The organism is Natronospirillum sp. (assembly GCF_022565775.1).
Taxonomy (GTDB): Bacteria; Pseudomonadota; Gammaproteobacteria; order Pseudomonadales; family Natronospirillaceae; genus Natronospirillum.
Map to the genome: position 1 here is coordinate 33259 of NZ_JAIUMC010000008.1, position 26898 is coordinate 60156.

At 60.2% G+C, this 26898-nt stretch carries 21 protein-coding genes; 14 read left to right on the forward strand and 7 right to left on the reverse strand.

Annotated features, from left to right (window positions below; all coding sequences use genetic code 11):
- Nucleotides 1–3 precede the first annotated feature (3 nt).
- The 3 genes from LAT62_RS03460 to LAT62_RS03470 all read right to left on the reverse strand — a co-directional run bounded on the left by LAT62_RS03460 (nucleotide 4) and on the right by LAT62_RS03470 (nucleotide 1375).
- Nucleotides 4–444, reverse strand: a complete 441-nt coding sequence (locus LAT62_RS03460) for a universal stress protein (protein ID WP_293379005.1) — start codon at nucleotides 442–444, stop codon at nucleotides 4–6.
- Between the two features lie 79 nt (nucleotides 445–523).
- Entirely contained in the window at nucleotides 524–1039 is a 516-nt protein-coding gene (locus LAT62_RS03465; RefSeq protein ID WP_293379008.1) for a DNA-deoxyinosine glycosylase, read from the reverse strand.
- A gap of 9 nt (nucleotides 1040–1048) precedes the next feature.
- Nucleotides 1049–1375 carry a DUF2288 family protein gene (locus tag LAT62_RS03470; RefSeq protein ID WP_293379010.1) on the reverse strand — a complete coding sequence of 109 codons (327 nt, stop codon included), beginning with the start codon at nucleotides 1373–1375 and terminating at the stop codon, nucleotides 1049–1051.
- Between the two features lie 129 nt (nucleotides 1376–1504).
- Between LAT62_RS03470 and LAT62_RS03475 the strand changes: the two genes are divergently transcribed.
- From LAT62_RS03475 to LAT62_RS03485, 3 genes are all read left to right on the forward strand, one after another.
- Nucleotides 1505–2521, forward strand: coding sequence for a Gfo/Idh/MocA family oxidoreductase (locus LAT62_RS03475; RefSeq protein ID WP_293379013.1), 1017 nt, complete (start codon nucleotides 1505–1507; stop codon nucleotides 2519–2521).
- A 182-nt stretch (nucleotides 2522–2703) separates the two neighbouring features.
- Nucleotides 2704–4671: an acetate--CoA ligase gene (gene acs / locus LAT62_RS03480; RefSeq protein WP_293379016.1), complete on the forward strand. Its 1968-nt coding sequence runs from the start codon at nucleotides 2704–2706 to the stop codon at nucleotides 4669–4671.
- Nucleotides 4664–5311, forward strand: coding sequence for a response regulator transcription factor (locus LAT62_RS03485; protein WP_293379019.1), 648 nt, complete (start codon nucleotides 4664–4666; stop codon nucleotides 5309–5311). Before acs ends, LAT62_RS03485 begins: the two co-directional genes overlap by 8 nt.
- 33 nt (nucleotides 5312–5344) lie before the next feature.
- Here the strand turns inward: LAT62_RS03485 and LAT62_RS03490 are convergent, their stop codons facing one another.
- Nucleotides 5345–6217, reverse strand: coding sequence for a hypothetical protein (locus tag LAT62_RS03490; protein ID WP_293379022.1), 873 nt, complete (start codon nucleotides 6215–6217; stop codon nucleotides 5345–5347).
- 229 nt (nucleotides 6218–6446) lie between these two features.
- On the opposite strand from LAT62_RS03490, the gene LAT62_RS03495 reads away from it, so the two are divergent.
- Complete coding sequence (locus LAT62_RS03495; RefSeq protein ID WP_293379025.1) at nucleotides 6447–9149, forward strand: G8 domain-containing protein; 2703 nt, start codon at nucleotides 6447–6449, stop codon at nucleotides 9147–9149.
- Entirely contained in the window at nucleotides 9130–9915 is a 786-nt protein-coding gene (locus tag LAT62_RS03500) for a LamG-like jellyroll fold domain-containing protein (RefSeq protein ID WP_293379028.1), read from the forward strand. Before LAT62_RS03495 ends, LAT62_RS03500 begins: the two co-directional genes overlap by 20 nt.
- On the opposite strand, the gene LAT62_RS03505 is transcribed toward LAT62_RS03500, so the two are convergent.
- Complete coding sequence (locus LAT62_RS03505) at nucleotides 9903–10298, reverse strand: hypothetical protein (RefSeq protein ID WP_293379031.1); 396 nt, start codon at nucleotides 10296–10298, stop codon at nucleotides 9903–9905. The genes LAT62_RS03500 and LAT62_RS03505 overlap by 13 nt on opposite strands.
- A 76-nt stretch (nucleotides 10299–10374) precedes the next feature.
- On the opposite strand from LAT62_RS03505, the gene LAT62_RS03510 reads away from it, so the two are divergent.
- Nucleotides 10375–11121: a spermidine synthase gene (locus LAT62_RS03510; RefSeq protein WP_293379035.1), complete on the forward strand. Its 747-nt coding sequence runs from the start codon at nucleotides 10375–10377 to the stop codon at nucleotides 11119–11121.
- Nucleotides 11105–12271, forward strand: coding sequence for an FAD-dependent monooxygenase (locus tag LAT62_RS03515; RefSeq protein WP_293379038.1), 1167 nt, complete (start codon nucleotides 11105–11107; stop codon nucleotides 12269–12271). The genes LAT62_RS03510 and LAT62_RS03515 overlap by 17 nt, the downstream gene beginning before the upstream one ends.
- 4 nt (nucleotides 12272–12275) lie before the next feature.
- On the opposite strand, the gene LAT62_RS03520 is transcribed toward LAT62_RS03515, so the two are convergent.
- A complete protein-coding gene (locus tag LAT62_RS03520) occupies nucleotides 12276–15752 on the reverse strand; it encodes a PAS domain-containing hybrid sensor histidine kinase/response regulator (protein WP_293379041.1) in 3477 nt (1158 codons plus the stop codon).
- A gap of 172 nt (nucleotides 15753–15924) precedes the next feature.
- Here LAT62_RS03520 and LAT62_RS03525 point away from each other — a divergent pair, with 172 nt between their 5' ends.
- The 5 genes from LAT62_RS03525 (at nucleotide 15925) to LAT62_RS03545 (ending at nucleotide 22364) form a co-directional block, all read left to right on the forward strand.
- Nucleotides 15925–16203, forward strand: a complete 279-nt coding sequence (locus tag LAT62_RS03525) for a DUF4212 domain-containing protein (RefSeq protein ID WP_293379044.1) — start codon at nucleotides 15925–15927, stop codon at nucleotides 16201–16203.
- A gap of 18 nt (nucleotides 16204–16221) precedes the next feature.
- Nucleotides 16222–17988 (forward strand): sodium:solute symporter family protein, encoded by a 1767-nt coding sequence (locus tag LAT62_RS03530; RefSeq protein ID WP_293379047.1) that lies wholly within the window; start codon nucleotides 16222–16224, stop codon nucleotides 17986–17988.
- A 77-nt stretch (nucleotides 17989–18065) separates the two neighbouring features.
- Nucleotides 18066–19913: a DUF294 nucleotidyltransferase-like domain-containing protein gene (locus LAT62_RS03535; RefSeq protein ID WP_293379050.1), complete on the forward strand. Its 1848-nt coding sequence runs from the start codon at nucleotides 18066–18068 to the stop codon at nucleotides 19911–19913.
- Nucleotides 19914–19972: 59 nt separating this feature from the next.
- Nucleotides 19973–20662 (forward strand): 3'-5' exonuclease, encoded by a 690-nt coding sequence (locus tag LAT62_RS03540; RefSeq protein WP_293379053.1) that lies wholly within the window; start codon nucleotides 19973–19975, stop codon nucleotides 20660–20662.
- A gap of 133 nt (nucleotides 20663–20795) precedes the next feature.
- On the forward strand, nucleotides 20796–22364 hold the full coding sequence (locus LAT62_RS03545) for a PAS domain-containing methyl-accepting chemotaxis protein (RefSeq protein ID WP_293379056.1): 1569 nt from the start codon (nucleotides 20796–20798) through the stop codon (nucleotides 22362–22364).
- Here the strand turns inward: LAT62_RS03545 and LAT62_RS03550 are convergent.
- Complete coding sequence (locus tag LAT62_RS03550; protein ID WP_293379059.1) at nucleotides 22354–22656, reverse strand: GIY-YIG nuclease family protein; 303 nt, start codon at nucleotides 22654–22656, stop codon at nucleotides 22354–22356. The two genes, LAT62_RS03545 and LAT62_RS03550, sit on opposite strands and share 11 nt — an antisense overlap.
- A 68-nt stretch (nucleotides 22657–22724) precedes the next feature.
- Between LAT62_RS03550 and LAT62_RS03555 the strand changes: the two genes are divergently transcribed.
- Nucleotides 22725–23501, forward strand: coding sequence for an AraC family transcriptional regulator (locus tag LAT62_RS03555; RefSeq protein WP_293379062.1), 777 nt, complete (start codon nucleotides 22725–22727; stop codon nucleotides 23499–23501).
- A gap of 140 nt (nucleotides 23502–23641) precedes the next feature.
- The gene (gene putA, locus LAT62_RS03560; RefSeq protein WP_293379065.1) at nucleotides 23642–26821 is read left to right on the forward strand and encodes a bifunctional proline dehydrogenase/L-glutamate gamma-semialdehyde dehydrogenase PutA; all 3180 of its coding nucleotides are present in this window, start codon (nucleotides 23642–23644) and stop codon (nucleotides 26819–26821) included.
- Nucleotides 26822–26898 lie beyond the last annotated feature (77 nt).

Sequence of the window (26898 nt, forward strand, 5' to 3'; positions counted from 1 at the left end):
CGCCTAGCGCACCACTACGCAGGTACACGGCGCGTGTTGCATCACCTTGTGTGACACGCTGCCCACCAGCAGGCTCTTGAAGTCGCCCATTCCGCGTGATCCTATCACTATCAGATCTGCCTTCAGATCTTTGGCTTTGTCGACGATCTGCTGTGCCGGGTTGCCGATGCTGACTGATCCTTCCACGGCTTCGAAATCCTTCGCCCGCACATTGTCCATGGCTTCGGCAACGATATCCTGGCCGATCATCTCCAGGCGCTCTGTGGTCTTGCTGACATCAATGGAATAGCGATCCACGAATGCCAGCTCGCTGGCGCTGGGCAGATCGGGCACGTGCAGCAGGTGCAGTTTCGCATCGTGGCCGCGAGCCCAGTCGACAGCAAAGTCGATGGCCTGCCGGGCATGGGCTGACCCGTCTACGGGTACCAGTACTAGTTTGGTCATGACATTATCCTCCTGAGGTGCATAGCGGTTGTCCTCAATACCACTGTAAACCTCACGTGCGAACAGTCGTTGATCCAGATCAGTATTTCATTCTCGCAAGTGCTGCCTGCCACGTTTTCAGCTTGTCGGAAAAACTCATGGCCGCATATGCCGGACTGGTTGACGGCAGACAATGGAGAGGCAGCCCGGCAGAGGGTGCGGGCAGGGCCGGCAGGACATGGCGTCGGTAACTTTCCCAGGCCTTGCGCCCATTGCAGAGCACCGCCTGTGTTCCCGGATGGCGTTCGAACCAGCCGGCAAAGTCATTGGCTACGATGCTGGATTCGACAATGTCCGAATCCAGACTGGAGTCACGGGTGCAGGTTTGCAGCACATCCCATAATCCGACTCCGGCGGCCTGCAGACGGGCCAATCGCTGCTCATAGGGCAGCTCGAGGTCGAAGCCCAACAGCGTACTCATGATCGGCCAGAATGCATTGCGCGGGTGGGCATAATAGCGCTGCGCCTGCAGCGACGCCCTACCCGGCATGGAGCCCAGAATCAGCACCTGGGCTGACGCAGGCTCAATCGGCGGAAAGCTTTGGACCTGACTCATGCAGGGACGTCAGTGTGCGCTCGCGGGAGTCGACTGCACCAACACCCAGGGTGCCACCACCACAGCCCAGACATCCGCTTTTTGATCATACCAGGCCTGTGCCTGTTCATTGCTTACGCCGGCGACCTGACCCTGCTCGGTCCAGGCCTCGAATTGGGCTTTGTTGTCCCTGATCATTTCCCGGGCCACTGCCACCAGGTCAAGATTGTCGGCCACATGAATCACCTGGCCTCGGGCAAAATTCGGTTGCAGTTCAAGCCAGTTGATGCGGGCAGTTTCCGTGTTCAGGACGGCGTTCAGCTCGTCATCGGTCAGTTGGCGGCGATCCGTGGTCATGCGGTGTCATAGGCTCCTGAGGGACTGTCGAAAAGCATTCTACCGTCTGCAACAGATGACCGAAACCGCATCTTGGCTTACCTTCATGGTAGAGTTCTTACAGAGTCACGAGTAACTGAGCCAAAGACAATGAACAAGACCAATCTGATTTTCAACTGGGGCATCATTGCCCCGGGGCGTATTGCACAGAACTTTGCCCGGGCTCTGCCGGTTGTGCCGAATGGTCGTCTGGCAGCGGTGGCGAGCCGCAATACCGACCGTGCCCGGGACTTTGCCGACACCTTTGGTGAAAGCGGTTACTCGGTGCGTGTTCACGACAGTTATGACGCCCTGCTGGCCGATCCGCAGATTGATGGCGTCTACATCGCAAGCCCGCATCGGTTTCACGCCGAACAGGCGATGGCGGCACTGCAGGCGGGCAAGCCGGTGCTGTGCGAAAAGCCGCTGACGGTGACTGCTGCCCAGGCGAAGCAGCTGATGGCCGAAGCCGAAGAGCGTGGAGTGTTCCTTATGGAGGCTCTTTGGTCGCGGTTCCTGCCGGTCTGGCAACAGGTGCGGCGCTGGCTGGATGAAGGGCGCATCGGCCAGGTACACACGCTGAGCTCCAGCTTCTGCGTGCACATGCCTTTCGACCCCGAGAACAGGCTGTATGACCCGGAACTGGCAGGCGGCAACCTGCTGGATATGGGGGTCTACTGCATTGCCATGAGCCGGTTTGTGACCGGTGAAGATCCTGCCCGCGTGGTGTCTTCAGTGCGTCACGCACCCAATGGGGTCGATGTGCGCACGGCAGCAACGCTGGAATACCGTGACTGTGTCAGCCAGTTTACGTCCGGGTTTCTGAGCAATAGGGACAACAGCATGCTGATCGAAGGTGAGCTCGGTACCATCGAGGTATTGGGGCAGTTCTGGGCCAGTACCGAGGCGAGATTGCTGCGGCTGAATGGTCGGGACAACGAACCAATGGAGACGTTTTCCGAACCGCACCGGAGCAATGGCTTCGAGTACCAGATTGAGGCGGCCCAGCAGGCCATCCGGGCCGGTCAGCTCGAATGCCCGGGCATGCCCTGGGCGGCCACACTCGGCACCGCTCGGGTGATGGATCAGATCCTCCGCGAGGGCGGCGTTACCTACCCCTTTTTGTAGGAGTGTCGGTCCGACGTTTCGGCCCCGTGCGCTATGGGCCGCGAAGTGGCCCCACAGAAACAGCCACTGAGGGTGCCCCGCCGCTACCCACCCTCCGACCAACGTCTAATGGGCGCTTGCCGACAGACAGGCTATAACGTCAACACCACAATAATTACGACGTTACAGAAAGGGAGCCTCCCATGTCAGTGACTGTACCCATGCCCAACCCCAGGGGCCGCCGTACCCGCTACAACCCCGACAGCTATGCCGAACTCTATGCCGCCTCGCTGGACAACCCGGAAGGGTTCTGGTCCGCCCAGGGCGAGCGCATAGACTGGTTCCAGCCGTATTCGAAGGTCAAGCATACGTCCTTCGACCCGCACAATGTCGACATTCGCTGGTACGAAGACGGCACCCTGAATGCCTGCTACAACTGCCTGGACCGGCACCTGCCCGCCAACCGCAACAAGGTCGCTTTCATCTGGGAAGGCGACAGTCCGGATGTGCAGGCCACCCTGACCTATGGCCAATTGCATGAGCAGGTCTGTCGCTTTGCCAACAGCCTCAAGTCACTGGGTGTCACCAAGGGCGACCGGGTGGCCATCTACATGCCCATGGTGCCCGAGGCCGCCATCGCCATGCTCGCCTGTGCCCGTATCGGTGCCGTGCATTCGGTGATTTTTGCCGGGTTCTCACCCAATGCGATAGCTGATCGGGTGAACGATTGTTCCGCCAGGGTGGTGATTACCAGTGATGAGGGCAAGCGCGGTGGCCATCGTATTCCACTCAAGGCCAATGTGGATCAGGCACTGAAGAATGACGCCTGCCCGAGTGTCACCGACGTGGTGGTACTGCGCCACACCGGCGCAGACGTGAGCTGGACAGAAGGGAGAGACCTCGATTGGAAGACACTGGTCGAGGCTGCCGATGTGCAGTGCCCGGCCGAAGAAATGAACGCCGAAGATCCACTGTTCATCCTCTACACCTCCGGCTCGACCGGCAAACCCAAGGGCGTGCTGCACACCACTGGCGGGTATATGGTGTATGCCTCGCTGACCCATGAAGCCATCTTCGATCTGCAGGATGATGACATCTACTGGTGTGCTGCCGATGTGGGCTGGATTACCGGCCACACCTATATTGTCTATGGTCCGCTGGCCAACGGGACGACCAGTGTCCTTTTCGAAGGTGTCCCGACGTCTCCGGGGCCGGGCCGTGTGGGCGAGATTATCGACAAGCATGGCGTGACCATTCTCTACACGGCACCGACGCTGGTGCGGGCCCTGATGGCCAAGGGTGAAGAATCAACGGGTACCAGTAACCGTTCCACACTGCGCCTGCTGGGCAGTGTCGGCGAACCGATCAATCCGGAAGCCTGGAACTGGTACTTCGAAAAGATGGGCAACGGCCAGTCGCCCATCGTCGACACCTGGTGGCAGACTGAAACCGGCGGCGCGCTGATGACCCCACTGCCCGGCGTTTGTGACATGAAACCGGGCTCCGCCATGCTGCCCTTCTTCGGCGTGCGCCCGGCGCTGGTGGACAACGAAGGCAACGAACTGACTGAACCCGGCGAGGTTCAGGGTAATCTGGTACTGCTGGATTCCTGGCCCGGCCAGGCCCGAACGCTCTGGGGCGACCATGAGCGCTTCGTGCAGACCTATTTCAGCAGCTATCCCGGCATGTATTTCACCGGTGACGGGGCACGGTGCGATGCCGATGGCCACTACTGGATCACCGGCCGGGTAGATGACGTGCTGAACGTCTCCGGTCATCGTCTGGGCACCGCCGAAATCGAGAGTGCACTGGTGGCCCATGAAGCCGTGGCTGAGGCGGCGGTTGTCGGGTATCCACATGACCTCAAGGGGCAGGGCATCTACGTCTATGTCACCCTGAGCGAGGGCGTCGAGCCGAGCGCTGCGCTGGAAAAAGAGCTGCGCCAATGGGTGCGCACCGAGCTGAGCCCGATTGCCACACCGGATGTGATCCAGTGGGCCGGCGGCCTGCCCAAGACCCGATCCGGCAAGATCATGCGGCGCATCTTGCGCAAGATCGCCACCAACGATTATGGCAGCCTGGGGGATACCTCTACGCTGGCTGACCCCTCTGTGGTAGAGTCGCTGATTCAGGAACACGAACGGCGACAGACCACCGAGGCTGATGGCTAGATTCCTTGTAGCAGATGATCACCCCCTGTTTCGCGAGGCCCTTCAGGGGGCGCTCGCGAAGCAGTTTGCTGCCCTGGAATTGCGCGAAGCCGACAGCCTGGAAGCCACGCTGGCGGCGCTGGAAGAGGACGACGATGTCGACCTGCTGCTGCTCGATCTGCATATGCCGGGCAGTGGTGATCTCTATGGCCTGATCCGGGTCCGTGAAGACTATCCCCTGTTGCCCGTCGCGATCATTTCAGGCAGCGAAGACCCGGCCATCATGGCCCGTTGCATCGGCTTCGGCGCACTGGGCTTCATCCCCAAATCTCTGCCCTCAAACCAGATCGCGGAAGCCATTCAAAGCATTCTCGACGGCGATACCTGGGTACCTGAAGGCGTGGCAGACCGGCTCGCCGGGCTGTCCCGGGAAGATCAGGATCTGGCCCACAAGGTGGCTGAACTGACGCCCCAGCAATACCGGGTGCTCTGCCATTTGCACGAAGGTCTGCTGAACAAGCAGATCGCCTATGCGCTGGGCATCACCGAAGCGACGGTCAAGGCCCATATCACCGCCATCTTCCGCAAGCTCGATATCAACAACCGGACTCAGGCCGTGCTGATGGCCGAGCGGCTGCGGCTCACGCCTTCCGAAACCTGAGATAACTGAATCAAGCCAGGGCTGATGCCGATCTCAGGGCCTATACCAGAGCTCAGCTCTATCCAAAGGGGTGTCTGCTGGCAGCAGTGGATTGTCCAGTTCCAGTATCACTCTATCGTCCAGACGAGCCTGTGCCAGATAGTGCTCATAGAACCCGAGGAAAAGGGCTTCCAGTGAGCCGTCGGCCAGGGCCGTCTCCAGGCCGTTCTCTATCGCTTCTGCCAGTGCATCATTGTCGGGCGCCACAAAATAGTAGACTGCCGCCGGATAATGCAAGGCCAGATGGGGGCTGACCACGATGCCGTCCTCGGCATACGCCTCGGCTTCGGCCCAGATTTCGAGTACCGACCGGGGAAAGTAGTCGAAACGATTCTGCAACAGCATGGGGAAAAGCTGGCGGTAGTCGCCGCCGGTAATAACGGACAGGCTGTTATAGGCCAGGATCTCTGTATCCGGCCAACCATAACCCTGGCCGGCCTGCAGGTTCTGCAGGTCACGTAGGGTTTCGACGCTGGCCAGACTCTCGATGCGCGCCTCGGTAACCAGCGGCAACCTGATACCAATCAGCCCGCGGTATACCGGGAACCGGATGGGACGGGCGACGGCTTCGCGGTCTTCGGAGGTCATGGTCCACATGACATCAAGTCGCTCCCCGGCAATCACTTCCTGCAAGGCTCTCTGCTGCTGCATGCGCGTGGTGACACCGACCATCGTATGATCAAGGCCGGATTTCTCCAGCGCCAGATAGAGCAACTCAATGGCATAGTCGGAGCGCTGATCGCCGGTGGTGGAGGCCAGGTAGCGCACACTGACGGACTCGCCATAGGCTTTGGCGGACAGCAGAATGGCCAGGCAAAGGGTCAGCAGCCATTGGTTGCGCATGGCCAGTTGGGGGTGCAGCAGCATTCGATATTACCTCTGCCATGTTACAGCTGACAGTATAGCTGCTGATTATCCATCTGGCTGGCTTGGCCTGATACCTATCGGGTCACAATTTTCTTAATTTCGCGACATGAGTGACTGGAGCCCGCAGAACTGCCAAGTACTTCACACTTGCCCGAACGCCGGCCTGACAAAGGCTGTCTTTTGCTTTAATCATGGCGGCAGACAATGAACAGAACAGGGAGTCAGGGCCATGAATCCGGGAAAGTCTCCTGTGGCGCCTCAACACCGCAACGTCACGCCGCTCCGTATAGTGTTGCCAATGGCCAGCCTGCTGCTGGCGGGCTGCATTTTCGGGAGCTCCGGTGGCTCTTCCAGCAATGATTCTGATGACGGCAGCGGCACAGCTTCCTCAAGCCTGGGTCAGGGTGATGCGGAAATGATCACAGACGTCATTACGCGAACCTTCGAAGGGCCTGGGACGCTGCGCTTTTCCTGGCGCCTTGATGCCGATGACGCCGACCCGTCACCTAACATGGCCGTGCACGTGAACGGATCAGAAGTGTCCAGAGTTGAAGGGTCCTCCGACTGGCAAACCCGAACCTTTGTCGTGCCTGAGGGCGAAGCTGAAATCGAGTGGCACAGTGAACATGTGCGTTGGGATGACAGCGAAGACCGTGCTCAGGGGCACTATGCCCGGCTGAACGAGGTCGAATTCTCCGCCGGGGTGGTCGAACGCCCGGCGCAGGTTTTCCCGTCCGGTGCCCGCTACTGGTCCGAGCTGTATCCTTCCGATGCGCCCAATCAGGATATCATGATCGGTCCCAACCAGGTGGTGATCATGGACGAGCCCGAGGTCAGTATCCGGTCTCTGATGATTCACGGACAATTGTTGTTCCAGGACCAGGACGCGCATCTGGAAACCCACTGGATTCATGTGCACGGTTCCAATGCGAAACTGGAGCTGGGCACGCGGGAGCGCCCGCTGGCCAGCGATATTCGAATCACTTTCAATGACCCGCGCCGCGTCTATCGCGAATTGCTGGAAGAAGACGAGGACGCAGGCCTGCCGCGTGGGCAGGCACTGTGGCATGTGGATGCTGACGGCGAGAGAGAGGCCCGTACCGACTTTGGCAACTACAAAACCTTGATGGTGATGGGCGGCGGAACCCTGTCGGTGTACAGCGAAAGCGCCATGAAGCGAACCTGGACGCAGCTTGACGAGCCCGCAGAGCCCGGTGATACCAGCCTGCTGTTGACCAGTTCCACCGGCTGGCAGCCGGGAGACCGCATTGCGCTGGCGCCTACCGGTTTCATTGCCACCGAAGCGGAAGATTTCACCATCGAGTCGGTACAGGGGCGCCGGATCTATCTGGACCGTGCCGTGACCTATCCGCGCAGTGGCCATGTCGAATACTACCGTGATGGCAGCGACGAGCTGCGCGAACTGGACCTGCGCGCCGAAGTGGCGCTGCTGAGTCGCAATATCGTGTTCGAAGGTGATGACAGTTCCGTAGACCATAATTACGGCGTGCACACCATGTATATGTATCCGTCTACAGTGAACATCTCCGGCCTGGAGTTGCGTCATTGTGGTCAGCAGGGCAGTCAGGGCCGATATTGTTCCCACTGGCACCGGCCCTATGTGGACAACATGGAAGCCATCTATGCCAGGGCTGAATTCAAGGCTATGTGGGATCGCTATGAGGGGCCGGGCAAACCGGACGAGATGCCCAGTACCAATGTAGAGCGCTGGCGCTTGTATACAGTGAACAACAACGGCAGAAACATGTATGTCCAACTTGGCGAAGACGACCGTCAGCAGATGGATCAGTGGCTGATCGACTCCATCGACGCCACGGGCGACTATATCCGCAACAGCAGTGTCCACTCCTCGTTTCAGCGGGCAGTGAACCTGCATGGCACGACGGGCGTGGTGGTCGACAACAATGTCGGTTATGACATCAGCAATCATGCGTTCGTGTTTGCAGAGGACGGCACCGAGTTCGGCAATACCCTGTCACGCAATCTGGCCATGCTGGTGCACAATGTGCTCGACCCGGAGAAGACAGCGTTTTTGCGGCGGCAGATTCGGGTGCCGGGCACCGACCAGCGGGCCAGTCCCTGTTTTGAGCGCCGGGCGGTCACCATTCCCCAGACCAGCTCCTGTCAGGAAGAAGACAAGGTGGGTGCTTTCTGGGGCGAAAATCCTTTCAATACGCTGCGCGGCAATGTGGCGGCTGGGGTGACCGAGCGTGGCACCGGCTTCTTCAACAGTGCTGCCTTTGTTGGTCGAGCCCGTTGGGACGACGAGCGTGGCCTGTATCGGATGTACAGTGGCAACAGCAATCAGAACCAGGCCAGTGCCATGTGGCCGCGCGACTGGGAAGACTGGGAGATAGTGGCGCCCGCGCCGATGATTTTTGAGGACAACAGGGCCCACACCATTTCCTGGGTTGATGGCGAGGTGGCCCGTGGTCCGGCCGATGGCAACATCTATCCGCCGCAGACGCGCGGCATGGGTTTCTTCTTCCGCGGTTTCCGCGGCGACGGTGCCGCCATTGGTCCGGGAGATTTCGTGCTGCGCAATATTCAGGCCTATGGTCTGCAGGACCACGGCGTATGGATCGAGAACGATCAGATCGTCGATGGCTGTGTGATTGCCAGCAGCTACAAGCGGGCCATTGTGCTGACCGGCAGCAATGACAATTCGGGTGTGCGCAATTGTGCGCTGGTCGGTGATGCTGAATCACCGCAATTGCAGCGCAGTGGCAATGATGTGCGCAATATGTTTTACGCCTTTGCGCCCAACTACGGTCGATCCTCGGATAGTTTCCACCCGTTCATCCATGACACCGTGATCTACAATCATGCTGGGGGGCTGCTGACACCATCGGGCCCGGGTATGAATGAGGACAGTCTGATGGATGTGCGCAATGTCGATGTGGTGGAGTGACCTGCGAGTCATCGCTGCTCTGACGCTTGGCCTGCTGGTCGCCGGGTGTGAAAAGCCGCAGCAATCTGATGCCCGCCAGGCCGCTATTGGTGCATACGACTATCCGGGCTCCGTGCTCTGGTTTTCGGCCGATCATGATGACATCCAGGCGCCGGGCGACAGAATCACGGCGGGACGGGAAAACGCACTTCTGCCCCCGACCCATATCCAGTTTGACCCGGAACACCTGTCCTATGAGCCCGGCAAGCGCGGTCAGGCTGCTTGCCTGCAGTACGGTGATTTGCGCTTTGTCATGAATTCGGAAGAACTGGAAGAACCCCTGCAATACACGGTGCTGACCTTTGCCTTCTGGATCAATCCCGGGTTGCCGGTGGACAGCACGCGCCGACTCTTCTCGTCGGATTTTACGCCACAGTCCGGGCTCAGAGTTCTGGCGAATCCGTCGCAACTGGATGTACTGCTCTGGGATCGTCTCCAGGACTGGCACGTGCATCTGAAAGGGCCTGCCTTGCCGGCCACCGAATGGAGTCATGTCGCCCTGACCATCAATGCGTCAGATTCCGGAGCGCGACACGATGGCGTGCAGCTTTACGTTAACGGCAAACGCACCGATCAGGCCGATGCGGTCGTGCTGACCGATGTGAATCCCGCCTACCGACTGCATGGGCATCCCGGTGAGGACACCCACTGTGTTGACGACTGGCTGCTCTATCTGGACCCCCTGACAGAGCAGAGCCTGCGCGAAGTGATGGATCACTCCATGTAGCGCAGCCCCATCAGGCCTTCCGTTCGGCTATTGGTGACCTCGAAGCGCACCCGCTGAACCTCGCCGTTGCTTGGCCGGGTGGCTTCGATACGATAGTAGCCGTCCGGCAAGTCAACTCTCAGCCAGGGACCGACATGGTCGGTGTCCAGCAGAACATTACCCCCGTCCACTTCCGATATCCTCACTTCAAGACCGGTCAGATAGGAACCATTGCGCTCGAAAAACTCGAAATGGGTATTATGCCCACTTGGCGCGTCAGCGCGCGATTCAGCGCCCACACCTCCTGACCAGTAATCAACGGCCTGGGCATGGCCCAGCAGGCCGAATACCAGTATCAGCAGGGTCAATGCGAAAGGCTTTAATTTGCCGCGGGGGTGTGTCATGTTCTGCTCCTTGAGTCACGCTGTGGATGAAACTCCCACAGTTATTATAGTCGTCCTGCAGCGAGTTCAAGTATCCATGACCAAACCCGTGTTTCAGCAACTCGATCGCCAGCCCTCTGTGATCGGTGATATCAGCTTGCGGCGGCGCCGTTTCCCGGCTACCGGAGAGCGCGATATCTTTGAAGTCAAACTGGGCGACGAGTTCCTGATGTCCAGTCTGTTTGTCGATGCCGAAGTGGCACTGGCCAACCTGGGGCTCAAGGCACTCTCCGGTGATCAGTTGGATGTGGTGGTTGGCGGTCTGGGGCTGGGTTATACCGCCCGAGCCGTTTTGCGCTGCGAACGTGTGGCCAGCCTGCGTGTGGTGGAGTACCTGCAGCCGGTCATCGACTGGCACCGGCAGGGACTGGTACCGCTGGGCCCTGAAATAACCGGCGATGCGCGCTGCGCGCTGGTCTGTGGTGACTTCTTCGCCCTGGCCACTGAGCCCGAGTGCTCGTTCGACGAGCAACGACCCGATCACCGGTACGACGCCATTCTGCTCGATATCGACCACACGCCCGAAGCTCTGCTGGACCCGGCCAATGCCCGGTTCTACGGGCCGGCTGGCCTGCGTGCCATGACCCGTCAGCTCAAGCCGGAGGGCGTATTCGGGCTCTGGTCCGATGCGGTGGCAGACGAGCGCTTTGTGGACGGTCTGCGCGCCGTCTTCGACGAGATACAGGACCATGAGGTCCGCTTCGCCAATCCCTTTACCGGTGGCGAGGCCAGCAATCGAATTTATATTGCTCAGGGAACACTGAAAAATGAAGGAGACACCTAAGGCTGTCATTGTTGGCGCTGGTATCAGCGGACTGGTCTGCGCGATTGCGCTGCAGCGTCAGAACATCTCTGTAAGGGTGCTGGAACAGGCGGACACACTGGCTCCGGTCGGAGCCGGCCTGTCGCTCTGGCCCAATGCGCTGCACGCATTGGGGGCGCTGGGGCTCAGTGATGCGGTCACTGCAGCGGGCGCTCGTCTGCGCCGCGGTGAAATACGGCAGGCCGATGGTCGGGTACTCAGCAGCATGGACACAGCTGGTCTGGCGGCCAGAACCGGCATGCCCTGCGTGATGATCCATCGTGCAGCGCTGCATGGTCTGCTGCTGCAGGCATTGGCGCCGGACACGGTGAGTACCGGACAGACTGCCGAGTCAGTGGTGGCCGCCGGCGGCGAGGGGACGCCCGCCCGGCTGCGTCTGCACAGTGGCGAGGAACTGGAGGCAGACATCCTGATCGCGGCCGACGGGGCGAATTCCCGCATCCGCCGGCAGCTCTGGCCGGCTAGCGATCTGGTCTATCGAGGGTACACGGCCTGGCGAGGCATCGTGCGGGCTCCGCACAGTGCCCGGCTCGGTGAGTCCGGCGAGAGCTGGGGCAGGGGCTGTCGGTTCGGCTGGTCGGCAGTGGATCACGAGCGCATCTACTGGTTTGCCACCGCCAACCAGCCCGCCGGAGAAACCGTCGGCGGAGAAGCGCGACTCAGTCGGTTGCAGACCCTGTTCGGTGACTGGCATGCCCCCATTCCCACCCTGCTGGAAGCCACGCCGGCCGAGGATATTCTGCAAAACGACATCCACGACCTGCCGCCATTGGCGAGCTGGCACCGGGGCCGCACCGTATTGCTTGGCGATGCGGCGCACCCGACTACACCCAATCTCGGTCAGGGCGCCTGCATGGGCATTGAAAGCGCGCTGGTGCTGGCGCGTCAGTTGGACCGGCACACGTCTCCGGAGGCTGCCTTCAAGGCCTTCTTTCAGCAACGCCACAAGCGCGTGACCGGTGTCATGCTGCAGTCGCGCCGTATCGGTGCAGCCGGTCAGTGGTCCTCGCCAGCAGCCTGCTGGCTGCGCAATCGACTGGCGTCGGTCATACCCAGTCGACTGTCCGAATGGCAACTGGACAGGCTGGTGCAAGGGTTCACATTGCCCTGATGACTCACTGACGAAGGGTGTCGCGTGACACCTGCACCGCCACATGCCGCAGCAGGGCGCGCAGGTTCCCGGGCTTCACCGGTTTGTTGAGCACCTGCACGCCCTGGGCCCGGGCGCTCTTCTTGAGTTCCGGGTCATGCATGGCGGTGACCAGAGCAGTAGGGATATTGTGCTGCCAGCGTTCACGCAGGGCCTGGCCAAGTTGCAGGCCGTCCATGTCGCTGCCGAGCTGATAGTCGAGCAACAGCAGGCTGGGCGCCTCGTGAGTCTCGGCCCAAACCAGTGCGTCTTCAGCGGTGAGGAAACAGTGGACCTGACAATCCCAGCGGTCAAGCAGGGCAGACAGGGCGGACAGATTTTCGGCTTCATCATCGACGCAGACGATGGTCAGATGATCCAGAGCATCGTGGCTGCTACCGGCAGCCGCGCGTGTTTCGGTGTCGGCCGGGTTGCCGAGTGGTACCCGGACCGTGAAACAGCTGCCGCGGCCTTCCCGTGAGTTCAGGGTAATCGGTGTGTCCAGTTGTTCCCCCATGCGCTGCGCTACAGCGAGGCCCAAACCGACACCACTGACGCCACTCTGGTGCAGGCGGATAAAGGCATCGAAGACCCGCGACTGCTGCTGCGGTGAAATGCCCGGACCAGTATCCCAGACACTGATCAGTATGGCGTTGTCATGCGAACGTCGGCGAACGCCCAGCAAAACACCGCCTTCTTCAGTGTATTTTACCGCATTGGACACAAAGTTCTGCACGATGCGCCGCAGGTAGGTGGCATCGGTATGCACCACCACATCGTCCAGCAGGTGTGCCCTGAATCGGAGGCCCCGGCGTTCCGACAACAGACTGTATTCGCTGACCAGCGGTTCGAGAATCTCGTTCAGGCGCACCGACCGGTATTGCGGCACCATGGCGCCCTGTTCCATCTTGGCAATGGAGAGCAGTGTCGACATCAGGTTTTCGGTCGAATCCAGTGCGCTGTCCAGCTTTTCGGTCAACTGGCGATTGCGGTCATCGAGCTGCTCCGTATCCAGTGCCGACAGATAGAGCCGAGCCGCATTGAGGGGCTGCAGGATGTCGTGGCTGGCCAGCGCCAGAAACCGTGTCTTGCTGGCATTGGCCGATTCGGCTTCAGCCTTGGCCTGTTGCAGCTCGATCTCCGTCTGGCGGCGGCGCTCGATCTCTTCACTCAGTTCGCGGTTGATCTCCTTCACCTCGTCGGTGCGCGTGCGAATGCGCTGCTGCAGATCGATGTTGGCGTCTTTCAGTGCCTGCTGGGTTTCAATGTGCTCGGTAATGTCGGTGAAGCTGGTTACAAAGCCGCCACTGGGCAGCGGGTTACCCACCATTTCGATCACCCGGCCGTCGGAGCGTCGACGGATGAACCGGTGGGGTGAGCCGGCTTCCATGAAGCGCAGCCGCTTATTGATCAGGTCTTCCACCTCGCCGACACCGCACTCACCCCGTTCGGCGTTGTAGCGGATCAGTTCACTGACGTGACGGCCCGGCTGCACCAGACCATCCGGATAGGGAAACATCTCCAGATAACGCCGGTTCCAGGCGGCCAGGCGCAGATCGGCGTCAACCACGCTGATGCCCTGATCCAGATTTTCCAGCGAACTGAACAGAATGGACTGCTGGGTCTGCAAGGCCTGGGTGGTGTCGTCAAAGAAGTGCACCACCTGTTCCAGATTGAGCTGCTCATCGGCCAGGGCTGCGCGGATCAGCGAGCGGGCCGTAGCCGCCCCCAGCACGCCAGCGATGGACTTTTCCACATAGTCGATAAAGGCCGGTTCGGCGCGCTCCGGTCGGCGCAGGGTGATTCTTTCGCTGTGCTCGAAAGACTCGATCAGTTGATGGGCCCGCTCGCGGCCGAGAAAGGTGACCAGCAGCAACTGCAGGTCTTCGTTGCGCAACCGATGGTCAGCGGTGTCGGCCTGTTGCGGCAACTGGGCACTGGGTTGTACGAAGGCAGTGGCCTGAATGCGATCGGTCAGCGCATGGGTGGCCTGCCAGGAACCCACCACATAGGCCACCACATTGACCAGCAGGCTGATCATGGTGCCCTGGGAAATCAATTGATCGGCTGACGCCCCTGTATCCATGATCAGGGGCCAGAGCACCACCAGCACCCAGGTCAGGGTGCCCAGCCCGAGACCCCAGTACACGCCCCGGGCATGGCCGCGCATCCAGTAGAGGCCGCCCAGCATGGGGGGCAGCAGTTGCAGCACCAGCGAGAACGCCAGCAACCCGATGCTGACCAGATCCATTTGCGCGGTCCACAGGTGATAGCACAGCCAGCCGAGCAGCAGAATGACCAGAATCGCGGCCCGGCGGATCAGCAGCAGGCGCCGCTGGAAGCGGTGGGCGCGGGGCAAGGGGTTGGTGCGCCCCTGCAGCAGCATGGGCATGACCACGTCATTGCTGATCATGGTGCTCAGTGTGACTGTGGCCACGATCACCATGGCCGTGGCCGCCGAAATGCCGCCTATGTAGACCACCAGCATCAGCCAGAACTGACCCTGCTCAAGCGGCAGTTGCAGCGCCGTCATGCTGCGGTCGGCAAAGCCGGGCAGCAGGGCTTCACTGGCAACAGCCAGTACCATGATGGCCAGACTGGTCAGCACCAGATACAGCGGAAACAGCCAGCGCGCGGTTTTCAGATGCTCGATGGCACCGTTTTCCACCACCATGACATGAAACTGGCGGGGCAGGCAGAGAATGGCACCTGCCGCCATGAACATCTGGATCATGAATGTCGAGGTGACCCAGGTAGCGCCGCCCCAGCCCGGGTTGAGATCCAGTTCGCGCAGTGTGGCGACGGTTGATTGAGCACTGCCCTGGCCGAGCAGTACCCAGGCGAAAGCGGCCGCCAGCAACAGGGCAAACAGCTTGACCGTGGATTCGAAGGCCACCGCCAGCATCATGCCGCTGCGATACTGGGTGACATCCACCCGCCGGGTGCCGAACAGCATGGCGAATATCGCCATCAGAAAGGCCACCAGCAATTCCACCAGTGAGTATTCACTGCCCAGCATCGGGTTGCCCGAGGCGGCGCTGAAGCTGACGGCAACCGCCTTCAGTTGCAGGGCCACATAGGGAATGATGGCGGCGGCAGCCAGGATGGTCACGGTCAGCGCCAGCCCCTGTCGCTTGCCGTAGCGCGAGGCAATGAAGTCTGCGATGGAGTTGATGTTCTGTTCCTTGCTCACCGTGACCAGCTTGATCAGCAGGCGCTGACCAAACAGGAACAGCAGCATGGGGCCGAGCAGAATGGGCAGAAAGGTCCAGCCGCTGGTAGCCGCGTTGCCGACGGCGCCGTAGTAGGTCCAGGAGGTGCAATAGATGGCGATCGACAGGCCATACACCCATGAATGATGACTCCAGCGCTGGCCCAGCGAGCCGGCTCGGTCGCCCCAGCTTGCCACGGCAAAAAGCAGCGCTATGTAGGCCAGTGCAGCCAGAATCAGCAACAGTGTCATGGGTCAGTATTGCCTGCAGCTCTCAGTCCGCCAAGCATACCCTGCCGCAGGCGCCGGCGACCACATTCTCGTCACCACCTTAGACCAACGTCGAATTTCCTATTTTCTGGCAGAGCGTAGATTCGGCAATGCACCAAACAAGAACAACAGCATTGCCCTGGAGGGAATACGCATGTCTGAAGAAAAAAACTCGCAGCACCAGGAGGATCGTCGCAACTACTGGCGAACCAACCTCCGGGTCATCTTTGGCTGTCTCATCGTCTGGGCTCTGGTATCGCTGGGGCTGGGCATAGTCTGGGCCGAGCCGCTGAACGCTTTGAGTCTGGGCGGCTATCCGCTGGGCTTCTGGTTTGCGCAGCAGGGCTCCATCTACACCTTCCTTGTCCTGATCTTCTTCTATGCCTGGCGCATGAACAAGCTGGATAAAGAATTCAACGTCGACGAAGAATAAGCACAAGAGGACGACAGCATGAGTTTGCAAGTCATGAGTTTCCTGGTGGTGGGGCTGACGTTCGCCCTGTACATCGGGATCGCCTTCTGGGCACGCACCGGCAGTACCAGCGAATTTTATGTGGCCGGCAAGGGAATTCATCCGGTCGCCAACGGTATGGCCACCGCGGCTGACTGGATGTCCGCGGCCAGCTTCATTTCCATGGCCGGCCTGATTGCCTTTCTGGGCTACAGCGGCGGCGCCTACCTGATGGGCTGGACCGGCGGCTATGTGCTGATGGCACTGCTGCTGGCGCCTTATCTGCGCAAGTTCGGCAAGTTCACGGTACCTGAATTTATCGGGGATCGTTTCTACTCCAAAACAGCGCGCGTGATTGCGGTCATTTCGCTGTTGGTGATCTCCATTACCTATGTGATCGGCCAGATGCGCGGGGTCGGCATTGCCTTCTCCAACCTGCTCAATGTGCCGATTTCCATTGGTCTGATTTCCGGCATGGTGGTGGTTTTCCTGTATGCGGTTTTTGGCGGCATGAAGGGGATTACCTACACGCAGATTGCGCAGTATTGCGTGATGATCTTTGCCTACACGGTACCGGCGGTCTTTATTGCCCTGCAACTGACCGGCAACCCGATCCCGCAACTGGCCCTGGGGTCGACGGCGGCGGGGACAGACACCTATCTGTTGGAAGCGCTGGACAACACCCTGGTCGACCTGGGCTTTGCAGCCTATACCAGCCTCAGCGGCATGAGTCAGATCAACATGTTCCTGCTGACCCTGTCGCTGATGATCGGCACCGCCGGCCTGCCGCACGTGATTGTGCGCTTCTTCACCGTGCCCAAGATCCGCGATGCGCGCAAATCTGCTGGCTGGTCGCTGGTGTTCATCGCGCTGCTGTACACCACTGCACCGGCAGTGGGTGCCATGGCCATGTGGAATTTCGTCAAGACGGTACAGCCGGGTGAAGTCGGCTCCGCCGAGGGCAACATCCATCTCGACAACCTGCCCGAGTGGACCGAGCGCTGGCAGCAAACCGGACTGCTGGCCTTCGAGGACAAGAACAACGACGGCCGCGTTCAGTACTACAATGACGAGAACGAAGAATTTGCCGCCATGGCCCGCGAAGAATGGGGCTGGGAAGGCAATGAGGTTACCACGCTGGATCGCGACATCATGGTACTGGCCAATCCCGGTATTGCCGGCCTGCCCAACTGGGTGATTGCGCTGGTGGCGGCCGGCGGTATCGCCGCCGCCCTGTCGACCGCGGCAGGTCTGTTGCTGGCCATATCGTCATCGATCTCGCACGACCTGCTGAAAGGGGTGTGGATGCCCAATATCAGCGAGAAGAACGAGATGCGGGCGGCTCGTCTGAGCATGGCCGGAGCGATACTGCTGGCCGGTTATCTGGGGCTCAATCCGCCCGGCTTTGCGGCCGAAGTGGTGGCGCTCGCCTTCGGGTTCGCTGCTGCCAGTCTGTTCCCGGTGCTGATGATGGGTATCTTCATGAAGTCGGTGAACAAGCAGGGCGCCATTGCGGGCATGCTCGCGGGCCTGATCAGTACGGCACTGTACATCTTCACCTACAAGGGCTGGTTCTTCATCCCGGGTACCAATATGCTGCCGGATACGGCCGACTACTGGTTGTTCGGCATCAATACCGGTTCATTCGGGGCCGTGGGTGCGGGGATCAACTTCCTGGTCGCTATCCTGGTGAGCCGCGTGACGGCTGAAACACCGGAGCATATCAAGGCGATGGTGGAAGAGGTGCGGGTACCCCGTGCGGCATAGGCATCACGGCACAAGGGCATTGCGCCTCATCCCGCTTGGCGGTTTGTGGCGCGATGCCAACAAAGAGGAACACTTCATTGTCCAACAAACCTGACGGGCCGGCAGACTTCCTCGGCAGTCTGCCGCCGTTTGACCGGCTGCCCGCGGCGGAGCGTGACCAAGCGCTGCGCCGTCTGGACAGCCTCTACATCAACGCCTCCAATGCATCCGAGCTGCTGGCTCAGATGCCGGAGGCGTTTTACGTTCTGTATTCCGGGGTGATTGATGTGCTGGGTCCGGACCAAGAGCCGGTGCACCGACTGGAACGAGGCGACTTCCTCGGGCCGGAGGTTGGCCTGCCTCTGGATCCGACTGCCCCGGGCTATCGGCCGCTGGCAGTGCGCCAGGACGGCATTCTCTACCGCTTGTCGGCAGAAACGCTGCAGGGACTCCTGCAACGTCAGCCGCAACTGGAGGCACAGTTTGCCGACTGGCAGATTGGTGTGCCGTCGTCCCCTGTCCTTGAGGCCAACGAGGCTGACTGGAGTCAGCAGCCGATATCCAGCCTGGGTTCCCGGCCGCTGGTGGCCGCAGAGCGGGACGTCGACATTCGAACGGCAGCCACCCGGATGGCAGAGGCCAGTGTGTCCTGTCTGCCGATACTGGATGACGGCTCCCTGTGCGGTCTCATTACCGACAGAGACCTGCGCAACAGGGTGTTGGCTGCCGGTCTCGATCCATCGTCGCCGGTGGCGGACATCATGACCCCGGGGCCGGTGACGATCAGAATGAGTGAACCCCTGTTCGAGGCGCTGGCACTGATGAGCCAGCACAATATCCATCACCTGCCGGTATTGGACGAACGGGACCAACCCGTAGGCATCGTCACGACCACGGACCTGTTGCGACAGCAGAAGAACGCTCCACAGATCTTCAGCAAAAGCCTGCACAAGGCCCGGGATCTGGACAGTTTGCGCATCGTTGCCCGGGAATTGCCGGATCAGGTGCGCAGCTTCGCCCGCAATGCGCGTGATGCGGCGACGGCGGGCCGACTGGTAACGGCTCTGACCGATACCCTGACCAGGCGTCTGATCAGCCTCTATGGCGAAGCGCACGGGGCGCCGCCGGCGGCCTATGCCTGGCTGGCGTTCGGCTCCCAGGGTCGTGCCGACCAGACGCTGTATTCCGATCAGGACAATGGTCTGCTGCTGGCCGACGACCCTAGTCCGCAAGCTGAGCGCTGGTTTGCCGGGCTGGCGGACTATGTCTGTGACGGTCTCGCCGCCTGCGGAATCCCGCTCTGTCCGGGCAATGTCATGGCGAAGAACCCGGAATGGCGACTGTCTCGTGAGCAATGGGCCGGGCGTTTTCAAAGCTGGGTAACCGAGCCAACGCCGAAAGGTGTGCTGAACAGCATGATCTTCTTTGACAGCCGCTGTGTTGCCGGTAATCAAAACCTGTATCGGCGCCACCGACGCCACGTTGCAGAACTGGGTCAGCAGAGCCGGTTTCTGGCTGAGGTGGCGGGTACCGTGGCACGTATTCCGGTGCCCTTGGGTCTGTTTGACCGATTGCTTACCGAATCACGGCAGGGCAAGGCCAGTATCGACCTGAAAACACTGGGCATTGCCGTGGCCAATGATCTGGTGCGGCTGCATGCCCTGCAAGCCGGACTGACCGAGCCCGGGACGCTGGAGCGCCTGCAGGCGCTGGAGAAAACCGGCCAGCACGCACACGAAGACTTGCACAACCTGGCGGACACCTGGCGTTTTCTCACCAATTTGCGCCTGCACTGGCAACTCGGTGAACACAGTGTGGCCGATGCCCCCAATGCCATACTGCCTGAATACCTGAGCTCTCTCGAAAGACGCCAGCTCAAGGCGGCCTTCCGGGTTTTGAAAGATGCGCAGGAGGGAGCGGCACTGCACTACCGCCATGGGTTGTGACAGGTGTCTAAGACCAAGGTCTAATGGTGGGTTGGACAGGGCTGTGTAGAGTCGACAGTATGACTATGACAGCTCACACTCTGCCCACCCGCTTCAAGACTCATTGGCTGAACTGGCAGCAGCAACGGCTGATGCTGCGCCAGGACTGGCGAACAGTGCGCTTTCTGGCTCTGGATCTTGAAACCAATGGCCTGGACTGCGGTGCCGACGGCATTCTGTCGATGGCCTGGGTGCCCATTCACAATGGCGTGATGGGCATGTCGGAAGCTCGTTACCATGTGATTCAAACGCCAGTAGCGCTCAACCAGAGCGTGGTTCATCATCATTTGACCTCAGCAGACATCGCGGACGGCGAGACTCTGGACAGTGTCATGCGGCAGCTGGCCCAGGCAATGTCCGGCGCGGTGCTGGTCGCACACCATGCGGGTCTGGACTGGCGCCTGTTGCGCGCTGCGTCGAAGCAGACTGGCGTGGAGTTGTCACCTCTGGCTGTGGTCGACACTCTGCTCCTGGAGCGGCGTCGACGCGCGCAGCGCTATCAGCATGAACAGATGGGCGCAGAGCGCTTGGATGCCTATACCCTCTCCGCCTGTCGACAGCGGCATGGTCTGCCCCCCCGAGCGGCTCATCATGCCCTTGAAGATGCTGTAGCCTGTGGTGAGCTTTTTCTGGCGCAGGCCTGGAAGCAGGCCGGCAATGCCCACCTGCCGGCCGCAGATCTGGTGCGCCGGAGTCGCCCGACATTCTGAATTGCGACTTGCTCTATGTCAGTGTTTATAAGGTTCTGCTCTCCTTCGATGGTACCCACTACCCCTTAAGTTATAATCCAGACTGCCGCTAGTACTTTTACCCTGAACCCTGAACCCTGGAGAAGTTACGCTCATGCGCAAGACGGGCCCTGTCACGCAAAAAGAAGTAGAGATAAAGCCTGGTGAGGAACTGATCTCTGCCACGGATCCCAAAAGCCGCATTACGCACTGCAATGAGGTCTTCGTGCGCATCAGTGGTTATAGTGAAGCGGAGCTGATTGGCGAGAGTCACAACCTGCTGCGGCATCCGGATATGCCGCAGGAGGCGTTCCGCATGATGTGGGACCGTATTCAAAACGGTCGACCCTGGATGGGGCTGGTAAAAAATCGGTGCAAGAACGGGGATCACTACTGGGTGGACGCCTATGTAATGCCGGTCTGGGAAGGGGACACCATTGTCGGTTACGAGTCGGTTCGGGTGCATGCGCCAAAGGAAATGAAAGCCCGGGCGGAGATTCTTTACGCCCGTCTCAATGCCGGAAAAAAGGCCTTCACCTGGCGCGAACATCTGCGTGCCTGGAAAGTCTTCACCGGTGTCGGCGCCTTGATGGCGCTGGTGGTGTTGGGACTGGTCAATATCACCGGCTTTGGTGCCATGAACCTCTGGAGTCAGTTGGTTACAGCGGGCCTGACTGGTCTGGCCGTGACCTATGTGATTCCCACCCTGCTCAGGAAGCGCCTGGATTTTCTGCACGAGGTCATCAATGATCCAGTGGCGCAGTATGTCTACACCGGCGACATTGGCATATTGGGCGCCGTGCGACTCGCCCTGTTCGCCCAGCAACATCATACGTCAACCGTACTCGGGCGCATGGGCGGTTTGGCACGCGATCTGAGCGCCTCCACTGAAGACACCAGCGAGCGGCTGACCCATGTGGTGGACCGAGTAAAAGAACAGCGCACGGATACCGATACCATGGCTTCGGCAGTGCACGAAATGTCGGCCACCATTCGCGATGTGGCCGAAAACAGCCGCAGCACCGCCGGTGAAACAGCGCGCGTCACGCAGCAGGTTCGGGACGGCAACGGCGTCCTGCAGAATGCCGTGAGCAAGATCAATGCGCTCAATTCTGAGGTCCGGCGTGCCAATGAAGTGGTGAGCAAACTGGCCACCGATTCGGGAGACATCAAGGCGGCTGTGGACAGCATCGGCGCCATCGCCGAACAGACCAATCTGCTGGCCCTGAATGCTGCCATCGAGGCTGCCCGGGCCGGTGAGCAGGGTCGAGGTTTTGCCGTGGTCGCCGATGAGGTGCGCAACCTGGCGCAGCGTACCCAAGAGAGTACTGTTTCCATTGCCGACCTGCTCAATCATCTGGTCGGAGCCACGGCCGATGCCGTTACGGCGATTGAAACCAGTCATGAAGAGGCCGAGGCCGGGGTCGCCGCGATCAATGAACTAAGCGAGAAAATGGAAGATATTCTGCGTGGTATTGGCGATATTGAACGAGGTACGGAGAATATATCGGAAGCCGTGAGCCAACAGGAACTGGCCTCCAGTGAAATGGCCGAATCGACCAATCGCATTGCCGAGCGGGCAGAAGCCAATCAGGGTGACATGGATCAGGGTGCAGCGCTGGTTGACAATATCCGCCGCATGGCTGCCGAGCAGGCGTCTCTGATCGACCGCTTCAGCCGCTGATCAGGTCCAGTTTCTGTTGTCGGGTGAGGCGCCGCAGGCGCGCCTCTTCCTTTGCTGCGAGAGAGCGGGATGCACAGTGGCAATGCCAGGCCAGTTCAACGGGGCGCCGAGGCCGGGTATATCGGGCACCGCCACCCAACTCGCCATTGTGCTGGCGCAGTCGCCGAGTGATGTCGGTGGTGATGCCGGTATAGAGACTGGCATCGGCACAGCGCAGCATGTAGACCACCCACTCTCGGGTGGGGGCTTTCGACGTTGCCGGATGATTGGGTTCGGGCTGATTCATGTTCATTGGATTGTCAGAATCTGCAGTTCGGTCTATCCTGCACATGATACCAGCATCGCGATGCCGAGCGGATCATGTCAACAGATACCCAGATTCAACAACTGCCTTCCAGTGGCCAGACGCATCACCATGCACACCACCAGATGGTGTTCGGGCTGCGCGGGCGAGCTGAGTTTGAGCTTGAAGGGCCGGGCGGTCATGAAGTGACCCCTTGGGTGGGATGTCTGGTACCTTCGGAATACAACCATGCCTTTCAAGGTGTCGGGGACAATCAGATGCTGATCGTGAATATCGATCAAAGCCCGCAGGCCGCTGCCCTGATTCATCCGCAACTGGTTGCCCCTTTGTTCAGCCAGCCACGCTATGTCAATCTCGACCTCGATTTTGTGCGACTGCTCAGTGTGGTGGGTGCTGAAATGAGCCGACAGCCGAGTGATCGCTGGCTGGGTGCGCACTTTACCGGCACGCTGTTGCACGCGCTGTATCACCGCCTGTTCGATCAGAGCCCCCTGGCGGACAGGCGGGACAAGATCCCTCTGAACCGGATCGACAACTGGCTGCACCAACACCTCTCGGAGCCGATTAAGGTTTCCGACCTGGCCAGCCTGTGTTATCTCAGCGTCAGCCAGTTTCAGTATCTGTTTCGGCAGAAAACCGGCCTGACGCCCTATCAGCATGTGCTGAAACGGCGATTACAGACAGCCAGTTGGCTCCTGCAGCACAGTTGTCAGCCGATCGCGGACATCGCGCTGCAGGTCGGCTTTGCCAATCAGAGTGCCCTCACCAAAGCCATGAAAGCCCACTTGGGCAGAACACCCGCCGAAGTGCGACGGCAGTCCCGTCTGCATTGACGAGCGCGCCATGATGCGAGCGGAAATTCGTCATTTCCGCAGTTTTTGACAAAGCCTCCCGCCTTAATGACAAGAATCCGGACAATGCCTCGAAGTACTGTCGACCCATAACAAGTCAACAATACTGGAGGCATACCGTCATGCGCCTGTCCTTTGATCCCGCCGCGCTGCTTGCCGGAGACTACCGTGACTGGAGAGATGCAGACTGGATGCGTCACATCACCCAGCTGTATGCGGTCGATGAAACCGAGTGGATGAATCATCTGCTACCCATTGCCGAGGGCACGGCTGCGGAAGATCAGACCATCGTTGACCGGGCCGAGAGGATTGTCACGCGGGTCCGCAATGAAACCGAAGTGGCCCATGCGGTCGACAAGCTGCTGCAGGAATACAGCCTGGACAACGAGGAAGGCGTGATCCTGATGTGTCTGGCGGAAGCGCTGATGCGGGTCCCGGATGCGGAGACGGCGGATGACCTGATTCGGGACAAGTTGTCGCCCGCCGATTGGAAAGCCCACCTGGGTAAATCCGACTCACTGTTTGTCAATGCCTCCACCTGGGGCCTTCTGCTGACCGGCAAGGTAACCCAACTGGAAACACGCGAGAAAAATGCCGGCTCCGTCTTGGAAAAACTGATCAACAGGGCTGGTGAGCCGGTCATCCGTCAGGCCATGCATCAAGCCATGCGCATCATGGGTCGTCAGTTCGTGCTCGGCCAGTCCATCAAGGAAGCGCTCAAGAACGGCAAGTCCTACCGAGCGAAAGGGTATACCTACTCCTTCGACATGCTGGGCGAAGCCGCCATGACCGAGAAGGATGCAGAGCGCTATCTGGAAGCCTATCGCAACGCCATCCAGTCGATCATCGATTTTCGCAAAAAGTGGCCGGACGACGTGCCGCTGCCCACCATTTCCATCAAGCTGTCAGCACTTCATCCGCGGTATGAAGCGTCGCACGAAGAGCGAGTGCTGACCGAGCTGGCAGACCGGGTACTGAGCCTGCTCAGGCTGGCGGTGCCCAATCAGATCGGAGTTACCATTGATGCGGAAGAAGCGGATCGCCTCGAGCTGTCACTGAAGTTGTTCCGCACTGTATTCGAAAACCCGGAAGTTCGCGGGTTCAACAACTTCGGCATGGTGGTGCAGGCTTACTCGAAGCGCGCGCTGCCGGTGCTGGGTTACCTGGCCTCGCTGGCCCGTCGGCACGGCGAATCGATTCCTGTTCGTTTGGTCAAAGGGGCCTACTGGGATAGCGAAATCAAATTCTGTCAGCAACTGGGCACCCAAGGCTACCCGGTCTATACGCGCAAGGAGAACACCGATGTCGCCTACCTGGCCTGCGCGCGATACCTGCTGGGTGATGAGGCACAGCAGGGCCTGTTTCCACAGTTTGCCACGCACAATGCGCACACGGTGGCGGCCATCGAGACCCTGGGCAAGGGGCGTAATTTCGAGTTTCAGCGGTTGCACGGCATGGGCGACGCTCTCTACGACACCCTGATTGAAGATACTGAGCGCTCGGTGCGCATCTATGCGCCGGTCGGCGTGCACAAGGATCTGCTGCCCTATCTGGTGCGCCGGCTGCTGGAGAATGGCGCCAATTCGTCGTTCGTGCATCGCCTGGTGGATGCCCGCACCCCGGTGTCCGATCTGATCGAATCACCGGTCATGAAGGTGCGTACCCGGGAAGACCACAAGAACACCCTGATTCCACTGCCCCCCGAGATCTACGGCCCGGAGCGTCGCAACGCCAAGGGTCACAACCTGATGATAGACGGTGAAAGGAGTGCCCTGATGACGGCCATCGAACAGTTCCGCGAGCAGCGCTGGACCGCCAAACCACTGATTGGCGGCAAGGCAGTGGAGACGCAGACCATCCTGCCGGTGACCAGCCCGCAGCTGCGCAGCGATGTGGTCGGCGAAGCCCACTATGCCAGTGCCGAGCATGCGCTGGAAGCACTGGAACATGCCAGCAAGGCCTTCTCCGACTGGTATCAGCAGCCGGCCGGCCAACGTGCGGCAGTGCTCGAGCGTATGGCCGACCTGCTGGAAGAAAATGAGGCCGAAATGATCGCCCTGTGTGGGCGTGAGGCCGGCAAGACGCTGCAGGACGGCATAGATGAAGTGCGCGAAGCCGTTGATTTCTGCCGCTTCTACGCTCGTGAAGCCCGGCATCACTTCAGTGAACCCATGCGCTTGCCCGGGCCGACAGGCGAAAGCAACGAACTCTATTATGAAGGGCGCGGTGTCTTCCTGTGTATCAGCCCCTGGAATTTCCCGCTTGCCATCTTCCTGGGCCAGATCAGTGCTGCGCTGGTGGCAGGCAATGCGGTCATTGCCAAACCGGCAGAAACCACTTCGCTGATTGCCGCGCGAGCCGTTGAGCTCTACCACCAGGCCGGAGCGCCGGCCACCGTGCTGCAGCTGCTGCCCGGTGAAGGGGCGGTCATCGGTGGCGCACTGATTCCGGATGAACGCATTACCGGAGTGGCCTTTACCGGGTCGACCGAAACCGCCCACCGCATCAACCGGCAGTTGGCCGAGCGTACCGGCGCTATCCCCACGCTGATTGCGGAAACAGGGGGCCAGAATGCCATGATTGTGGACTCGACGGCCCTTCCCGAGCAGGTGATCACGGACGTTCTGCACTCCGCCTTCGCCTCGGCCGGGCAGCGCTGTTCGGCCCTGCGCATCCTCTGTGTGCAGGAAGACATCGCGCCGCGCGTCATGGAGCTGCTGACCGGTGCCATGGATGAATTGACGGTGGGCGACCCTACCCAGTTCAGCACCGACGTCGGTCCGGTCATTGACGAGAAGGCCCGCCAGGGCCTTGCCGACTACATCGAGGATCAGAAGAACGCCGGCAAACTGGTGCATCAGGTGGCACTGCCGGAAGCCTGCCAGAAGGGCACTTTTATTGCCCCGACCGTGCTCAAGATCGGTGCTCTTTCGGAGCTGGGCCGTGAACAGTTCGGGCCGGTACTGCACGTCATGACCTACAAGTCACGCGAACTGGATCAGGTTATTGCCGGCATCAATGATACCGGCTACGGCCTGACGCTGGGCATTCATACTCGGAATGAAGCAACCGCTGCCTATATCGAGAAACGGGTTCGGGTGGGCAACTGCTATGTCAACCGGAACCAGATCGGTGCAGTGGTCGGCGTGCAGCCGTTCGGTGGCCGAGGCCTGTCCGGTACCGGTCCCAAGGCCGGGGGCCCGAATTATGTGCTGCGATTTGCCACTGAGCGGACGCGCACCATCAACACCACAGCAGTGGGCGGTAACGCCACGCTGCTGTCGTTGTCCGGCGATGCCTGATCGGTTGTCGCAGGAAGAAAGTGAGCTGGCAGTTGTTCGGGATATTCACACCCGGTGCTGCCCAAAACAACTACAAC

What these genes read in the sequence shown, in the direction of transcription:
- LAT62_RS03545 (WP_293379056.1), top strand. Translation starts at nt 20,796, where the DNA reads ATGCGCAAGACGGGCCCTGTCACGCAAAAAGAAGTAGAGATAAAGCCT.
- putA (WP_293379065.1), top strand. Translation starts at nt 23,642, where the DNA reads ATGCGCCTGTCCTTTGATCCCGCCGCGCTGCTTGCCGGAGACTACCGT.
- LAT62_RS03520 (WP_293379041.1), bottom strand. Translation starts at nt 15,752, where the DNA reads ATGACACTGTTGCTGATTCTGGCTGCACTGGCCTACATAGCGCTGCTT.
- LAT62_RS03470 (WP_293379010.1), bottom strand. Translation starts at nt 1,375, where the DNA reads ATGACCACGGATCGCCGCCAACTGACCGATGACGAGCTGAACGCCGTC.
- LAT62_RS03475 (WP_293379013.1), top strand. Translation starts at nt 1,505, where the DNA reads ATGAACAAGACCAATCTGATTTTCAACTGGGGCATCATTGCCCCGGGG.
- LAT62_RS03555 (WP_293379062.1), top strand. Translation starts at nt 22,725, where the DNA reads ATGTCAACAGATACCCAGATTCAACAACTGCCTTCCAGTGGCCAGACG.
- LAT62_RS03530 (WP_293379047.1), top strand. Translation starts at nt 16,222, where the DNA reads ATGAGTTTGCAAGTCATGAGTTTCCTGGTGGTGGGGCTGACGTTCGCC.
- LAT62_RS03485 (WP_293379019.1), top strand. Translation starts at nt 4,664, where the DNA reads ATGGCTAGATTCCTTGTAGCAGATGATCACCCCCTGTTTCGCGAGGCC.
- LAT62_RS03550 (WP_293379059.1), bottom strand. Translation starts at nt 22,656, where the DNA reads ATGAACATGAATCAGCCCGAACCCAATCATCCGGCAACGTCGAAAGCC.
- LAT62_RS03495 (WP_293379025.1), top strand. Translation starts at nt 6,447, where the DNA reads ATGAATCCGGGAAAGTCTCCTGTGGCGCCTCAACACCGCAACGTCACG.
- LAT62_RS03490 (WP_293379022.1), bottom strand. Translation starts at nt 6,217, where the DNA reads ATGCTGCTGCACCCCCAACTGGCCATGCGCAACCAATGGCTGCTGACC.
- LAT62_RS03540 (WP_293379053.1), top strand. Translation starts at nt 19,973, where the DNA reads ATGACTATGACAGCTCACACTCTGCCCACCCGCTTCAAGACTCATTGG.
- LAT62_RS03505 (WP_293379031.1), bottom strand. Translation starts at nt 10,298, where the DNA reads ATGACACACCCCCGCGGCAAATTAAAGCCTTTCGCATTGACCCTGCTG.
- acs (WP_293379016.1), top strand. Translation starts at nt 2,704, where the DNA reads ATGTCAGTGACTGTACCCATGCCCAACCCCAGGGGCCGCCGTACCCGC.
- LAT62_RS03500 (WP_293379028.1), top strand. Translation starts at nt 9,130, where the DNA reads ATGTCGATGTGGTGGAGTGACCTGCGAGTCATCGCTGCTCTGACGCTT.
- LAT62_RS03510 (WP_293379035.1), top strand. Translation starts at nt 10,375, where the DNA reads ATGACCAAACCCGTGTTTCAGCAACTCGATCGCCAGCCCTCTGTGATC.
- LAT62_RS03515 (WP_293379038.1), top strand. Translation starts at nt 11,105, where the DNA reads ATGAAGGAGACACCTAAGGCTGTCATTGTTGGCGCTGGTATCAGCGGA.
- LAT62_RS03525 (WP_293379044.1), top strand. Translation starts at nt 15,925, where the DNA reads ATGTCTGAAGAAAAAAACTCGCAGCACCAGGAGGATCGTCGCAACTAC.
- LAT62_RS03460 (WP_293379005.1), bottom strand. Translation starts at nt 444, where the DNA reads ATGACCAAACTAGTACTGGTACCCGTAGACGGGTCAGCCCATGCCCGG.
- LAT62_RS03465 (WP_293379008.1), bottom strand. Translation starts at nt 1,039, where the DNA reads ATGAGTCAGGTCCAAAGCTTTCCGCCGATTGAGCCTGCGTCAGCCCAG.